Below are 13,500 nucleotides of genomic sequence, written 5' to 3'. Positions count from 1 at the left end.
CCGCTTCGCGGATGTGCCCGACGATTTGCACGGTGCCCCGGCCGGGAGTGCGGGGCGCATGCCTGGCTTTCGATGCTGCCCATTCGCTCACTGCGGCTCGGGCCTGCGCCACAGCCAGGCCAGCACGCACGCCATGCAGGTGATGGCGAGCACGGCGATCCAGGTGCGCGTGCCCGTCGCAAACAGCACGATCCCACTCAGCGCCATGAGGCACGTGGCGCTCCATTTGGCGCGCCGGCTCACGCAGCCTCCCTGGGCCCAGTTGCGCAAGAGCGGGCCGAACAGGTGGTGGTTCCAGAGCCAGCGGTACAGCCGGGGCGAACTGCGGGCCGCAGCCCATGCCGCCATGAGAATGAACACCGTGGTGGGCAGCCCGGGAACGATGACGCCGATGATGCCCATCACCAGGCACGCCACGGCAAAGACCAGCAGCAGCCAGCGGGCGGGCCATGGCAAGGGGCGCAGGGGCGGGGCCGTGTCGGTGGAGGCCTGGTCTGGAGGAGAGTCCATGCCGGTATTGTGAATGGGCGCGCCGCTGCGCGGCGCGCCGACACGCGCTATGCTGCCGCAGGCTGGCGCGCGCCAGCCGCTTTCGCAGAAATTTCACACCGATGATCATCCACACCATCCTGAAGATGGGCGATCCGCGCCTGCTGCGCGTTGCCCAGCCCGTGACTGCATTCGATACAGACGATCTTCATCTTCTGGTGCGGGACATGTTCGACACCATGCGCTCCGTCAATGGGGCGGGGCTTGCCGCGCCGCAGATCGGCGTGGATCTGCAGCTCGTGATCTTTGGCTCCGGCGAACGCAATCCGCGCTACCCCGAGCGTCCGGTGATTCCTCCCACCGTCCTGCTCAATCCCGTCATCACGCCGCTGGGCGATGAAGAAGAGGAGGACTGGGAAGGCTGCCTTTCCGTGCCGGGGCTGCGCGGCAAGGTCCCCCGGTGGGCGCGCATCCGCTACACGGGGTTCGATCCTTACGGCGACCGCATAGACCGCACGGTGGACGGCTTTCATGCCCGTGTGGTGCAGCACGAGTGCGACCACCTCGTTGGCAAGCTGTACCCGATGCGGGTGCGCGATTTCACGCAGTTCGGCTTCACGGAAGTGCTCTTCCCCGACATTAGCGCCGCCGAGGACGACTGACGGGCGGAACCAGCGCCCGCTTTGGGGTCAACGGTGCACGAGCACCGGGATCTTGCTGTGCGTGAGGACCTTGAGGGTCTCGCTTCCCAGCAGGATGCCCTGGAGGCCGCGGCGGCCATGCGAGGCCATCAGGATCAGGTCGCAGCCCTGCGCGTGCGCGGCGTCGATGATGGCTTCGTACGGATGGTCGCTGATGCTGGTCAGGGTGTCGCAGGGCACGCTGTACTGTGCCGCGGTCTCCCGGATGTAGTTCAGGACCTCCTCGGCCCTCGCCCGGGCCTGGTCTTCCTGGCTCTTGCGCGTGTGTTCCAGCATGGCGGTGTGGTACGCAAGTGCATGGAATTCGGGCAGGGCATAAAAGCCGGTGACCTTGGCGTGGGCTTCGCGGGCAAAGCGCATGCCGCGCAGGATGGCCGCTTCCGACAGCGCCGTACCGTCGGAGGGCATCAGGATGTGCTTGTACATGCTGGCTCCTTGGGGGCTGCGTGGGCAGTCCCGGCAGGGCGCCGGGTCGCCTGCCCGGGTGCGGTGGCGCAACGCGGCTGGCAGGCACCGTGGGCGCCATGAACGCGCCACATGCATGTGGCTGTTATAGGCTCAAGATGGGCGCAAGGCAAGCGCCAGCCCTGGCGCGCTTCAGCATTCGACAACAGGGGGAAATGAGCCCTGGCGCTTGATTGGCATGCGATGGATGCTATCAATGGAATAGCATCTTGGCGCGCAGCCTTCTCGTGAGGATCCACCGCCTGCCCGGAGGCCGGAGACGGGATGCGGTAGGCCGCTAGTCAGTCAGCCAGCTCGCGCAGCAGTTCGGTCTCGATCTCGATCTGGCGTGCATTGTTCTGCAGTTCGGGGCCCTGGACCAGGAAGGTGTCTTCGACACGTTCGCCCAGGGTGCTGACCTTGGCCAACTGCACGCTCAGATGGTGCTGCGCCAGGATGCGCGCCACCAGGTACAGCAGGCCCGCACGGTCGCTGGCGGAGATGGCCAGCAGCCAGCGCTGCGCCTTTTCGTCGGGGCGCAGCGTGACGCGCGGGGCCACCGGAAAGCTCTTCACGCGGCGCGACACCCGCCGGCGCGCGGGTTCGGGCAGCGGCCCGCCCGCCTCGATCACGCGCACCAGGTCGCTTTCGACCATATGGGTCAGTTCGCGGTAGTGCCCCGCCTGCGACGAGGCCACCACCTGGAAGGTGTCGAGCGCATAGCCATTGTTCGCGGTGTGCACGCGCGCATCCAGGATGCTGAAGCCCGCGCGGTCGAAATAGCCGCAGATGCGCGCGAACAGGTCCGCCTGGTCGGCGGCATACACCATCACCTGCAGGCCATCGCCCGCCAGCGACTGGCGCGCGCGCACCACGGGCCTGGCCGTGCCCACATGGCGCGACAGGTGGCGCGTGTGCCAGGCGATGTCCGCCGCTTCGTGGCGCATGAAGTAGCTCACATCCAGCGTGGCCCACAGGGCCTTGTGGGCCTCGAAGGGCAGGGCGCTCAGGGCCAGCAGCACCAGCGCCTCGCGCTTGCGCGCCTCGATCTCGGCGGCGGCATCCGGCGCCCGGCCACCCAGGGTGCGCAGCGTGGCGCGGTACAGGTCTTCGAGGAGCTTGCCTTTCCAGGCGTTCCAGACCTTGGGGCTGGTGCCACGGATATCGGCCACCGTGAGCAGGTACAGCGCGGTCAGGTAGCGTTCGTTGCCCACGCGCTGGGCGAATGCCGCGATCACGTCCGGGTCGGAGAGGTCTTCCTTCTGGGCGATCCGGCTCATCGACAGGTGTTCGCTGACCAGGAACTCGATGAGCCTGGCGTCTTCGCGGTCCACGCCATGCTGGCGGCAGAAGCGCCGCACCTCGACGGCGCCGATCTGCGAATGGTCGCCGCCGCGGCCCTTGCCGATGTCGTGGAACAGCGCCGCGACGTACAGGATCCACGGCTTGTCCCACCCGCCCGCGAGCTGCGAGCAGAACGGGTATTCGTGCGCGTGCTCGGCCATGAAGAAACGGCGCACGTTGCGCAGCACCATGAGGATGTGCTGGTCGACCGTGTACACATGGAACAGGTCGTGCTGCATCTGCCCCACGATGCCCCGGAAGACCCACAGGTAGCGCCCGAGCACCGAGGTTTGGTTCATGAGGCGCATGGCATGCGTGATGCCCGAGGGCTGCTGCAGGATGCGCATGAAGTTGGCGCGATTGACCGGGTCGCGGCGGAACGCGCCGTCCATCACCCCGCGTGCGTTGTACAGCGCGCGCAGGGTGCGCGCCGACAGGTCCTTGAGCCCCACGGTGGTCTGGTAGAGCAGGAAGGTTTCCAGGATGGCGTGCGGGTCGCGCTCGTACAGGTCGTCTCTGGCCACCTCGATCAGGCCGGCCTTCTCGAAGAAGCGCTCGTTGATGGGGCGCGGCTCGTGGGTCGAGGGGTTCAGGCGTTCCTCGATGTTCAGCAGCAGGATCTGGCTGAGCTGCGACACGGCCTTGGCCGCCCAGTAGTAGCGCCGCATCAGGCTTTCGCTGGCGCGCATGGGCAGGCGCGAGCCGTCGGGCGCCTGCGAGCGGTAGCCGAAGGACTCGGCCACGGCGGTCTGCAGGTCGAACACCAGGCGGTCCTCATGCCGCCCGGCGGCTGCATGCAGGCGCGCGCGGATGAGGCAGAGCACGGCCTCGTTGCGCTCGATCTGGCGCACCTCGAAGGCGGTGGCCATGCCGCTGGCGGCCAGTTCCTTCCAGTTGCGGCCCAGGCCCGCGGCCTGCGCCACCCACAGGATCATCTGCAGGTCGCGCAGCCCGCCGGGCGACTCCTTGCAGTTGGGCTCCAGCGAGTAGGGCGTGTTCTCGTACTTGTTGTGGCGCTGGCGCATCTCCAGCGTCTTGGCCACCAGGAAGGCCTGCGGGTTCATCTGCAGGCGGTACTGGCGCTGGAATTCGGCGAACAGCGCCGTGTTGCCGCACACCAGGCGCGATTCGAGCAACGAGGTCTGCACGGTGACATCGCCCGCGCTTTCGGCCAGGCATTCGGCCACGGTGCGTACGCTGGAGCCGATCTCCAGGCCCGCATCCCAGCAGCTGCCGATGAAGCCCTCCAGCCGCGTGCGCAGCTCGCTGCCGGCCTCGGGGGCGCTTCCATCGGGCATCAGCAGCAGGACGTCGACATCCGAATAGGGGAAAAGCTGGTCGCGCCCGAAGCCGCCCACGGCCACCAGCGCCATGTCCGCTGGGAGCTGCGCCCGCTGCCACAGCGTGTGCAGCAGGGCGCCGGCCAGCGTGGAGAGCTTGCGCAGCAGCACGCGGATGCCACGCGTGGAGGCGCCCGTGGCCTGCAGGGCGGCGAGCAGGGCGGCTTTGTCGCTGCGGTAGGCGTCCCGCAGGGCATGGAGTTCGGTCATGGTCGTGGTGCGCGCAGATAAGGTGCCATGAAAAAAGCCATGCAAGAGTTGTGCGAGCCAGTGTGAATGCCGGTCGCGCAGGCGTTGCCGGTGCGGCCGTCAGGTGGCCGTGGCCGTCACGAAGGCGGGCAGCGCGGGCGAGCCGGCCGACAGGGTCATCACCTCATAGCCCGTCTCGGTCACCAGCACGGTGTGTTCCCACTGCGCCGACAGGCTGTGGTCCTTGGTCACGATGGTCCAGCCGTCGTTGCCGAACTCCTTCACCTCGCGGCGGCCGGCGTTGATCATGGGCTCGATCGTGAAGACCATGCCGGGCACCAGTTCTTCCAGCGTGCCGGGGCGGCCGTAGTGCAGCACCTGGGGTTCTTCGTGGAACTTCTGGCCGATGCCGTGGCCGCAGAACTCGCGCACGATGGAGAAACCCTGGCCTTCGGCGAATTTCTGGATGGCGTGGCCCACGTCGCCCAGGTGGGCGCCAGGCTTCACCTGCAGGATGCCGTGCCACATGGCGTCGAAGGTGATCGCACACAGGCGCTTGGCGGCAATGGAGCACTCGCCGATCTGGTACATGCGGCTGTTGTCGCCGTACCAGCCGTCCTTGGTGATCACGGTCACGTCCACGTTGACGATGTCGCCCTTCTTGAGCGGCTTGTCGTTGGGGATGCCGTGGCACACCACATGGTTGACCGAGGTGCACAGCGAGGCGGGGTAGGGCGGGTAGCCGGGCGGCTGGTAGCCCACGGTGGCCGAGATGGTGCCCTGCTGGGCCATGCATTCGGCACCCAGGCGGTCGATTTCCTTGGTGGTGATGCCGGGCTTGATGTGGGGGGCGATGTAGTCCAGCACTTCGGAGGCCAGGCGGCACGCGAGGCGCATGCCGGCAATGTCTTCTGCGCTTTTGATGGTGATGCTCATGGCGTAATTATCCCATCGCCCCCCGCCGGCTGCTTGGAGGCGGGCGGCGGCCCTGGTCCGCCCGGTAAAATGCCGGGCTGTCCACCCACATGCCCAGGCCAGAGCCCGGGCCCGGGTCGGCGCCTCGACCGTACCCCTCACACCCAACAGGCCGCTACCGTGACCTTGCACATGACCACGCTGGCGGGCGGCAACGCCCTCAGCACCTTCCGCGCCCAGCAACTCCAACCCGCCCTGGAGGCCATTCACCCCAAGATCAGCGGCATTGCAGCGCGCTTCGTGCACCTTGTCGCCACCGACGCGGCCCCCACGCCCGCCGACCATGAGCGCCTGGCCGCCCTGCTGACCTATGGCGACCCCTATGCGGGCCCCGCCGAGGGCACCGCCATCATCGTCACGCCCCGCCTGGGCACGCTGTCGCCCTGGGCGTCCAAGGCGACCGACATCGCCCGCAACTGCGGCATCGCCATCCGCCGCGTGGAGCGCATCACCGAATACCGCATCAGCCTCAAGGCCGGCCTGCTGGGCAAGGCGCCCGAGCTGACGGCCGAGCAACTGGCCCAGGTGGCCGCCCTGCTGCATGACCGCATGACCGAGTCCGTGGTGGCCGACCGCGCCGCAGCAGCAGCGCTGTTCACCGAGCTGCAGCCTGCGCCCATGGAGCACGTCAACGTGCTCGGCGGCGGCCGCGCCGCGCTGGAGGCCGCCAACACCCGTTTCGGCCTGGCCCTGGCCGACGACGAGATCGACTACCTGGTCAACGCCTTCACGGGCCTGGCGCGCAACCCCACCGACGTGGAGCTGATGATGTTCGCGCAGGCCAACAGCGAGCACTGCCGCCACAAGATCTTCAACGCCCAGTTCACCATCGACGGCGTGGCGCAGGACAAATCGCTGTTCGGCATGATCCGCAACACCCACCAGCTGGCGCCCCAGCACACGGTGATCGCGTATTCGGACAACGCCTCGGTCATGGAAGGCGGCGAGGTCGAGCGGTTTGTGGCCAAAATGGCCTCTACCGCTGATTCAGCGGGCGCTACCAGCTATCAAAAAAGTAGCGCCACCCAGCACGTGCTGATGAAGGTGGAAACGCACAACCACCCCACCGCCATCTCTCCCTTCCCGGGCGCATCCACCGGCGCGGGCGGCGAGATCCGCGACGAAGGCGCCACCGGGCGGGGCTCCAAGCCCAAGGCCGGCCTCACGGGGTTCACCGTGTCCAAGCTCTGGGGCAGCACGGTCGGCAAGCCCGAGCACATCGCCAGCCCGCTGCAGATCATGGTGGAAGGGCCCCTGGGTGGCGCGGCGTTCAACAACGAATTCGGCCGTCCCAACCTGGCGGGCTACTTCCGCGAGTACGAGCAGGAAGTCGCTGGCGTGCAGCGCGGCTACCACAAGCCCATCATGATCGCCGGCGGCGTGGGCGTGATCGACGCGGGCCTGACGACAAAGATCGAGTTCCCCGCTGGCTCGCTGCTCATCCAGCTGGGCGGCCCCGGCATGCGCATCGGCATGGGCGGCAGTGCCGCCAGCTCCATGGCCAGTGGCACCAACGCCGCCGAACTGGACTTCGACTCCGTGCAGCGCGGCAACCCCGAGATCGAGCGCCGCGCCCAGGAGGTCATCAACCACTGCTGGGCGCAGGGCGCCGCCAACCCCATCCTCGCCATCCACGACGTGGGTGCGGGCGGCCTCTCGAACGCCTTCCCCGAGCTCACGAACGACGCCGGCCGTGGCGCTCGCTTCGACCTGCGCGCCGTGCCGCTCGAAGAATCGGGCATGGCGCCCAAGGAAATCTGGAGCAACGAAAGCCAGGAGCGCTACGTGCTGGCCATCGCGCCCGAGTCGCTGCCGCTGTTCAAGGCGTTCTGCGAGCGCGAGCGCTGCCCCTTCGCCGTGATCGGCACGGCCACCGAGGAACGCCAGCTGGTGCTGCAGGACACCGCCGTGGAGGCGGGCGACCAGAAGCTGCCGGTGGACATGCCCATGAACGTGCTGCTGGGCAAGCCGCCCAAGATGCACCGCGACGTGGCCACGGTGCAGCGCCAGTTCGCGCCCATCGACCTGACCGGCGTCCCGCTGCAAAAGGCCGTGATCGACGTGCTGGCCCATCCCACGGTGGCGTCCAAGCGTTTTCTCATCACCATCGGCGACCGCACCGTGGGCGGCCTGTCGCACCGCGACCAGATGGTCGGCCCCTGGCAGGTGCCGGTGGCGGACTGCGCGGTGACGCTGGCCGACTACAAGGGCTTTGCGGGCGAGGCGATGAGCATGGGCGAGCGCACGCCGCTGGCCGCGATCAACGCACCCGCATCGGGCCGCATGGCCGTGGCCGAGGCCATCACCAACCTGCTGGCTGCGCCCATCGAGCTGCCGCGTGTGAAGCTGTCCGCCAACTGGATGGCCGCGTGTGGCGAGCCCGGCGAAGACGCTGCCTTGTACGAGACCGTGAAGGCCGTGGGCATGGAGCTGTGCCCGGCGCTGGGCGTCTCCATCCCCGTGGGCAAGGACAGCCTGTCGATGCGCACGCAGTGGAACGACGGCAGCGACAAGAAAAAGGTCACGTCCCCCGTGAGCCTGATCGTGAGCGCGTTCGCGTCGCTCTCCGACGTGCGCGGCACGCTCACACCCCAGCTCGATGCCACCGAGGATGACACCACCCTGGTGCTGATCGATCTGGGCAAGGGCCAGAACCGCATGGGCGGCAGCATCCTGGGCCAGACGCTGGAACAAAGCGGCGACGTGGTGCCCGACGTGGACGATCCGCAGGACCTGGTGAACCTGGTCAACGCCGTGAACGCGCTGCGCGCCAAGGGCCATGTCCTGGCCTACCACGACCGCAGCGACGGCGGCCTGCTGGCGGCGGCGGCCGAGATGGCCTTTGCGGGCCATGTGGGCGTGGCGCTCAATGTGGACATGCTCGTGACTGAAGGCGACGGCATCAGCGACAGCCGCATGGAGACCGGGGATGCCAAGAACTGGGCGCAGCAGGTCAGCGCGCGCCGCGAGGAGCTCACGCTCAAGGCCCTGTTCAACGAAGAACTGGGCGTGCTGCTGCAGGTGCGCACCGCAGAGCGCAACGATGTGATGCAGGTGCTGCGCGAGCACGGCCTGTCCAGATTCAGCCACTTTGTCGGCAAGACGCGTCCGCAATCGTCGGGCATCGACGCCGGCAAGGGCGAGCTGCAGGTCTGGCGCGATGCCAAGGCCGTGTTCAGCGCCAAGCTCACCGACCTGCACCAGGTGTGGGATGCCGTGAGCTGGAAAATCTGCCAGCAGCGCGACAACCCCGCGACCGCGGACTCCGAGCACGCCACCGCGGGCGCGGCCGCCGACCCCGGGATGCACGTGCACCTCACGTTCGACGCGGCCGACAACGTGGCGGCGCCGTTCCTGAACCTGGCCAAACCCCGGGTCGCGATCCTGCGCGAGCAAGGCGTCAATTCGCACATCGAGATGGCCTACACCTTCACCGAGGCCGGCTTCGAGGCCTACGACGTGCACATGACCGACCTGCAGACCGGCCGCGTCAAGCTCGAAGACTTCAAGGGCGTGGTCGCCTGCGGCGGCTTCAGCTACGGCGACACGCTGGGGGCCGGCATCGGCTGGGCGCGCAGCATCACCTTCAACCCCGTGCTGGCCGAGCAGTTCCAGGGCTTCTTCGGCCGCACCGACACCTTTGGCCTCGGGGTGTGCAACGGATGCCAGATGTTTGCCGAGCTGGCGGACATCATCCCGGGCGCGCAGGACTGGCCACGCTTCACCACCAACCAGAGCGAGCGCTTCGAGGCCCGCCTGTCGATGGTGGAGGTGCTGGAGTCTCCCAGCCTGTTCTTCGCGGGCATGGCGGGCAGCCGCCTGCCGATCGCCGTGGCGCACGGCGAGGGCTATGCCAACTTCAAGTACCGCGGCAACGCCGGCGCGGCCATCGCCGCGATGCGTTTCGTGGACAACCACGGCGCGCCCACCGAGCAATACCCGTTCAACCCGAACGGCAGCACGGGTGGCATGACCGGCGTGACCACGGCGGACGGCCGTTTCACGGCCATCATGCCGCACCCCGAGCGCGTGTTCCGCAACGTGCAGATGAGCTGGACCTCGGGCGACTGCAGCGAACTCAGTCCCTGGATGCGCATCTGGCGCAATGCCCGCAAGTGGGTGGGGTGACGTAGCACATCCTGCGGAGTCGCTTCGCGCCTTCCCCCTTCTCTCAATGGCTTGCCCTGCGGGAAGGGGCGCAGCCGGTGCACGCCCGCAAAGCGCCGCATACGCAGCTTGGCGGCCCTTGCACGGCTGCACGGGCGTTTGGGCTGCGCGGGCCCGGCGGGCTGCTGGCGGCGCTGTCGCGCCGGGCTGCCCGGCAAGTCCTGCTCAGGCCACTGCAGGGGCGCGCTGATACACCAGCAGCCGCCCTTTGTACGCCGGAACATCGGCCAGCGCGGGGTGGCCCAGGCGCTCTTCCACCACGTCAAAACGCAGCGCGGCCATCTGCTTGCTGAAGGCGGAGCGGTTGCCGCGGTTGGGGTCCACGATCCAGATCTGCGCGCTTTCGGCCGCATGGCGGTCGAGGAAGTTGGCCAGGCTGCCTCGTGCGTCGCGCTCGTACAGGACGTCGCTGCCCATGATGAGGTCGAACCGGCCTTGCACATCGGCGCAGGTGTCGGTCAAGTCGGCTCCCCATTGCCCGGTGCGGTACTTGAGCGGCGACATGCCGTTGAGCCGCACGTTCTCCAGCAGGAAGGCCGATGCCAGGGGGTGGCAGTCGCTGGCGGTCACGTCCACGCCGCGCCGGTGGCACACCAGGCTGGCCAGGGCCAGGCCGCAGCCGATCTCCAGCACGCGCTCGCCGCTTCGCAGGGGGCGGCTGGCCATGCGGTGCGCCAGCTGGGCCCCCGATGGCCACAGCAGGCCGAACAGCGGCCAGGCGGCGGAAGAGATGCCCAGCGCTTCGGCGGCACCCTCCGGGTCGGAAAACTGCTGCTTGTCCAGGAGCGAGCGGATGATCAGGTCTGCCGCGCCGGTGATGGCGATGTCTTCTTGCTTGGTCAGGTAGCCGGGCATGGCATGGGCGTGAAGCCCGTGCAGGGGGACAAGCCCCGGGGACCCCAAAGTGGTGGGTGAGGGCGCGAGTATGCGCCTTGCGCGCCGCAGCCCCCATGGCGGGCCGCGAGGAGGGCCACGGCGACGGCCTGCGCAAAAGGCTCCCGGGGCCGGGGGGCGGGCGCAAACGAAGACCGTGCGTTGCTATAGTCCAGCCCACGCGCGGCGGCACGCATGCCGCCTTTTCCATTGCTATCTCAAGGACTTCCCATGGCCTCTGGCAGCCTGCTTGCCCTGTTGGACGACATCGCCACCATCCTCGACGACGTGGCCCTGATGACCAAGGTGGCCGCCAAGAAGAGCGCGGCCATGGCGGACGACGTCTCGGTCATGACGAAGGTGGCCGCGCAGAAGACGGCCGGCGTGCTGGGCGACGACCTGGCCCTCAATGCCCAGCAGGTCACGGGGGTGCGCGCCGAGCGCGAGATTCCGGTGGTGTGGGCCGTGGCCAAGGGGTCGTTCATCAACAAGGTGATCCTGGTGCCCGCGGCCTTGCTGATCAGCGCGTTCGCGCCCTGGGCCGTGACGCCGCTGCTCATGATTGGCGGTGCCTTCCTGTGCTTTGAAGGCTTTGAAAAAGTCGCCCACAAGCTGCTGCACGCCCCCCACGAAGACGCCGCCGAGCATGAAAGCCATGTGCTGGCCAATGCCAACCCCGCGGTGGACCTGGTGGCGTTCGAGAAGGACAAGATCAAGGGCGCGGTGCGCACCGACTTCATCCTGTCGGCAGAGATCATCGCCATCACGCTGGGGACCGTGGCGTCGGCGCCGTTTGTGCAGCAGGTCACCGTGCTGTCGGGCATCGCGGTCATCATGACCATCGGCGTATATGGCCTGGTGGCCGGCATCGTCAAGCTCGACGACCTGGGCCTGTGGCTGAACGGCAAGGCCAGCGCCGTGGCCAGGGCGGTGGGCTCGGGCATCCTGCGGGCCGCGCCGTGGCTCATGAAGGGCCTGTCCGTGGCGGGCACCGCCGCCATGTTCCTCGTGGGCGGCGGCATCCTGGTGCATGGCGTGCCCGCGCTGCACCATGCGGTGGATGCCGCTGGCGAGGCCGCCGCGCAATGGCCCGTGGGCGCCCTCTGGCATGTGCTGGTGCCCAACCTGCTCAACGCGGTGGTCGGCATCGTGGCGGGAGGTCTGGTGCTGGCGGCCGTCACGCTGGGGCAGCGCCTGCGCGGGAAATCCACCGCGCATTGACAAGGGCAGGCCGTTTTTCTTGATGTATGTCTAAGGGTTAATACGAGGGGCTTGAGATAGGGCAAGGCCGGTGGAGGGGCATGGCGGTTCAATGGATGCACGGGGGTCGTCCCCGTCCAACCGATGTGAAATCACTATGAAAAAGAACCTGCTGGCAGTAGCCGCCCTCTGCGCCCTGGCTTCCGGCGCCGCCCTGGCGCAACAGGCTGAAGGACCCTGGATGGTCCGCGCGCGCGCCGTGCACCTGGGCAGTGCCAACAAGGACAGCACGCCCCTGGGCCTGACCATCAACGACAAGACCATCCCCGAAGTCGATGTCACGTACTTCTTCAACAAGAACATCGCGGCCGAACTGATCCTGACCGTGCCGCAAAAGCACACGCTGAGCGCCTCCGGCACGGCCATCGGCTCGCTCAAGCACCTGCCGCCCACGCTGCTGCTGCAATACCACTTCGATGCACCCGGCTTCAAGCCCTATGTGGGCGCGGGCCTGAACTACACGCGCTTTTCCGGCGTGAAGCTGCCCGCCGGCGTGGACATTGACCGCAACAGCTTCGGCCCCGCGCTGCAGGTGGGCGTGGACATTCCGCTGCAGAAGAATCTGTACCTCAACTTCGACCTGAAGAAGGTCTTCATCAAGACCGACGTGACGGCAGGCGGCGCCAAGCTGGGCACCTTCAAGGCAGACCCCGTGCTGGTGGGCGTGGGCCTGGGCTGGAGGTTCTAGCCAGGCTCCCCCTGAGGCGCTTCGCGCCTTCCCCCTGCGGGGGACGCCTGCGGTGGACCGGCAAAGCCGGATCCACGGTGGCGCTTGCGTTGACGGTGCGCCAGTTTTCATCGGCTATGACGGATCTACGTCCGTCGGTAGAAGGCCAGCGATCCGGCCAGGGCCAGCAGCGCGCCGCCGCAGCAGCGGTCCAGCCATAGCACCGCGCGGCGGTGCAGCAGCTTGACGGCGCGCGCCCCGATGGCGGCGTAGGCCAGCATCACGGCGAAGTCCAGGCCCGCGAACACGGCTGCAATGGCGGCGTACTGCGGCCATTGTGGTGCGCTGGCATCGATGAATTGCGGCATCAGCGCCGAGCAGAACAGGTATCCCTTGGGGTTGGTCGCCGCGACCAGGAATGAGCGCGTGAAGATGCCGCGCGGCGTGGCCGCAGGCCCGGCGGCCGCGCCGTCCGCTGCGGCCAGGTCCAGCGCCCCCTGCGAGCGCAGCAGCCGCAAACCCAGCCAGGCCAGGTAGGCCGCGCCCAGCCACTTCACCACCGAAAACCAGAACTCGGACGCCGCCAGCAGCGTGCCCAGGCCCAGCGCCACGGCACCGACCAGCACAAGATCCGACGCCACGGCGCCCAGCATGCCGGGCAGCGACCGGCGCACGCCATAGCGCGATCCGTTGGCCAGCGCCAGCAGCACCGTGGGGCCGGGCGTGGCGATGGCCACCAGGGCCACCAGCGAGAAGACCAGCAGGGTCGCGAGCGTCATGCCATCACCCCGCAGCCCTGGGGCTTGAGCACCCGCTCGGTGGATGCGGGGTATTTCGCCAGCCTGGAGGCGGGCCGGCGCGGGCGCTGCACGAGGTCGCCCCCGCAGTTGGGGCACACGTGGCCCAGCCGGGCGCCGGCGCAGTCGCTGCAGAACGTGCACTCGAAAGTGCAGATGCGCGCGTTGGTGGCATCGGGCGGCAGGTCCTTGTCGCAGCATTCGCAGTTGGGGCGCATCTGAAGCATGGCAGGGTCCTTGTGAGAAGTCCGTGG

General features: G+C 68.1%; 11 protein-coding genes. 4 read left to right on the top strand and 7 right to left on the bottom strand.

Features of this window, described 5'->3' with window-relative positions:
• Nucleotides 1-87: 87 nt before the first annotated feature.
• Complete coding sequence (locus AC3RCE_RS15885) at nucleotides 88-510, bottom strand: YbaN family protein (protein ID WP_492253448.1); 423 nt, start codon at nucleotides 508-510, stop codon at nucleotides 88-90.
• Nucleotides 511-611: 101 nt separating this feature from the next.
• Between AC3RCE_RS15885 and def the strand changes: the two genes are divergently transcribed.
• Nucleotides 612-1,151: a peptide deformylase gene (gene def, locus AC3RCE_RS15880; protein ID WP_492253447.1), complete on the top strand. Its 540-nt coding sequence runs from the start codon at nucleotides 612-614 to the stop codon at nucleotides 1,149-1,151.
• A 27-nt stretch (nucleotides 1,152-1,178) separates the two neighbouring features.
• On the opposite strand, the gene AC3RCE_RS15875 is transcribed toward def, so the two are convergent.
• The 3 genes from AC3RCE_RS15875 to map all read right to left on the bottom strand — a co-directional run bounded on the left by AC3RCE_RS15875 (nucleotide 1,179) and on the right by map (nucleotide 5,443).
• Nucleotides 1,179-1,616 carry a universal stress protein gene (locus tag AC3RCE_RS15875; RefSeq protein WP_218294565.1) on the bottom strand — a complete coding sequence of 146 codons (438 nt, stop codon included), beginning with the start codon at nucleotides 1,614-1,616 and terminating at the stop codon, nucleotides 1,179-1,181.
• Between the two features lie 320 nt (nucleotides 1,617-1,936).
• Nucleotides 1,937-4,528: a [protein-PII] uridylyltransferase gene (locus AC3RCE_RS15870; protein ID WP_492253446.1), complete on the bottom strand. Its 2,592-nt coding sequence runs from the start codon at nucleotides 4,526-4,528 to the stop codon at nucleotides 1,937-1,939.
• A 99-nt stretch (nucleotides 4,529-4,627) separates the two neighbouring features.
• Entirely contained in the window at nucleotides 4,628-5,443 is an 816-nt protein-coding gene (gene map / locus AC3RCE_RS15865; RefSeq protein ID WP_218294567.1) for a type I methionyl aminopeptidase, read from the bottom strand.
• 159 nt (nucleotides 5,444-5,602) lie between these two features.
• Between map and purL the strand changes: the two genes are divergently transcribed.
• Nucleotides 5,603-9,610 carry a phosphoribosylformylglycinamidine synthase gene (gene purL, locus AC3RCE_RS15860; RefSeq protein WP_492253445.1) on the top strand — a complete coding sequence of 1,336 codons (4,008 nt, stop codon included), beginning with the start codon at nucleotides 5,603-5,605 and terminating at the stop codon, nucleotides 9,608-9,610.
• Between the two features lie 204 nt (nucleotides 9,611-9,814).
• Here purL and AC3RCE_RS15855 read toward each other — a convergent pair whose 3' ends face one another.
• A complete protein-coding gene (locus AC3RCE_RS15855; protein WP_492253444.1) occupies nucleotides 9,815-10,504 on the bottom strand; it encodes a class I SAM-dependent methyltransferase in 690 nt (229 codons plus the stop codon).
• 249 nt (nucleotides 10,505-10,753) lie between these two features.
• On the opposite strand from AC3RCE_RS15855, the gene AC3RCE_RS15850 reads away from it, so the two are divergent.
• Nucleotides 10,754-11,743 (top strand): DUF808 domain-containing protein, encoded by a 990-nt coding sequence (locus tag AC3RCE_RS15850; protein ID WP_492253443.1) that lies wholly within the window; start codon nucleotides 10,754-10,756, stop codon nucleotides 11,741-11,743.
• A 136-nt stretch (nucleotides 11,744-11,879) separates the two neighbouring features.
• Entirely contained in the window at nucleotides 11,880-12,470 is a 591-nt protein-coding gene (locus AC3RCE_RS15845) for an OmpW/AlkL family protein (RefSeq protein WP_492253442.1), read from the top strand.
• A gap of 125 nt (nucleotides 12,471-12,595) precedes the next feature.
• Here AC3RCE_RS15845 and AC3RCE_RS15840 read toward each other — a convergent pair whose 3' ends face one another.
• Both AC3RCE_RS15840 and AC3RCE_RS15835 read right to left on the bottom strand, forming a co-directional pair.
• A complete protein-coding gene (locus tag AC3RCE_RS15840) occupies nucleotides 12,596-13,228 on the bottom strand; it encodes a LysE family translocator (protein WP_492253441.1) in 633 nt (210 codons plus the stop codon).
• The gene (locus AC3RCE_RS15835; RefSeq protein ID WP_218340971.1) at nucleotides 13,225-13,473 is read right to left on the bottom strand and encodes a DUF1272 domain-containing protein; all 249 of its coding nucleotides are present in this window, start codon (nucleotides 13,471-13,473) and stop codon (nucleotides 13,225-13,227) included. The genes AC3RCE_RS15840 and AC3RCE_RS15835 overlap by 4 nt, the downstream gene beginning before the upstream one ends.
• Nucleotides 13,474-13,500 lie beyond the last annotated feature (27 nt).

Source organism: Acidovorax sp. GW823-FHT05D11 (assembly GCF_058795695.1).
This window is presented reverse-complemented; position numbering and strand designations above follow the sequence as displayed.